The following is a 1,066-nucleotide window of genomic DNA, read 5'->3' as shown; positions in this document are numbered from 1 at the left end:
CCGGGCTACTGGGTGCGGCATGTACGCCAGCCGGTGCGGTTCGCCGACGGTGTGGCGGCGTTGCGGGCACAGGGGGTGGACACCTTCCTGGAAGTCGGCCCGGACGCGGTCCTCACCGCCATGGCCGCCGAGGCGGACACGGCCGACGACGTGCGGTACGTCGCCACGCTGCGTCGCAGCCAGCCCGACGTCACCACCCTCACCAGTGCCGCCGGGCAGCTCTGGGCCGCCGGCATGGCCGTCGACTGGGCGGCGTACCTCGGCCAGACCGGCACCCGGCCGCGCGCGGTGGAACTGCCCACCTACGCCTTCGACCGGCAGCGCTACTGGCTGGAGGACCCCCAGCCCGGCTCGGCTCCGGAGCGGGCCGACGCCCCGTCCGACGAGCAGTTCTGGGCGGCGGTCGAGTCCGGGGACCTCGGCGTGCTGGGCGAGGATCTCGCCGTGGGCGCGGACGAGCCGTCCACGGCGCTGCTGCCCAAGCTCGCCCGGTGGCGGCGGGCGACGCAGCAGCGGGCGGTCGTCGACTCCTGGCGGTACCGGGCGACGTGGCGTACGGCCGCCGTGCCGGACTCCGCGACGTTGGCGGGAACCTGGCTGCTGCTGATGGTGCCCGGTCAGGAGGACCACCCGGTGGCCGCGGCGTTGGCTGCCCGGGCCGACCGGGTGGTCCCGGTGCTGGTCCCGGCCGGCGCCGACCGTGACCGGGTGGCGCGGCTGCTGCTGGAGGCGATGAGTTCCGACGCCCGGGACGCTCACGTGGTGTCCCTGCTGTCGCTGGCGGAGCCGCGGGAGGCGTCCCAGGTTCCGGCCGCCGCCGAGGTGTCGACGGCGCTGGCCGTGGTGCAGGCGCTGACCGACGTCGGTGGGTCGGGCCGGTTGTGGTGGTTGACGCGCGGGGCGGTGTCGGTCGGCGGCTCGGACGAGCTGGTGGATGTCGCGGGTTCTGCGGTGTGGGGTTTGGGTCGGGTGGTGGGTTTGGAGGTGCCGTTGCGGTGGGGTGGTTTGGTGGATTTGCCGGGTGTGTTGGGTGGGGGTGTGTGGGGTTGGTTGTGTGGGGTGTTGT

At 74.4% G+C, this 1,066-nt stretch carries 1 pseudogene; it reads left to right on the top strand.

The features are described from left to right. Positions 1-12 precede the first annotated feature (12 nt). A pseudogene (locus GA0070215_RS27825) lies at positions 13-1,066 on the top strand (type I polyketide synthase); the annotation flags it as partial.

This window comes from Micromonospora marina (assembly GCF_900091565.1).
GTDB lineage: Bacteria > Actinomycetota > Actinomycetes > Mycobacteriales > Micromonosporaceae > Micromonospora > Micromonospora marina.
This window is presented reverse-complemented; position numbering and strand designations above follow the sequence as displayed.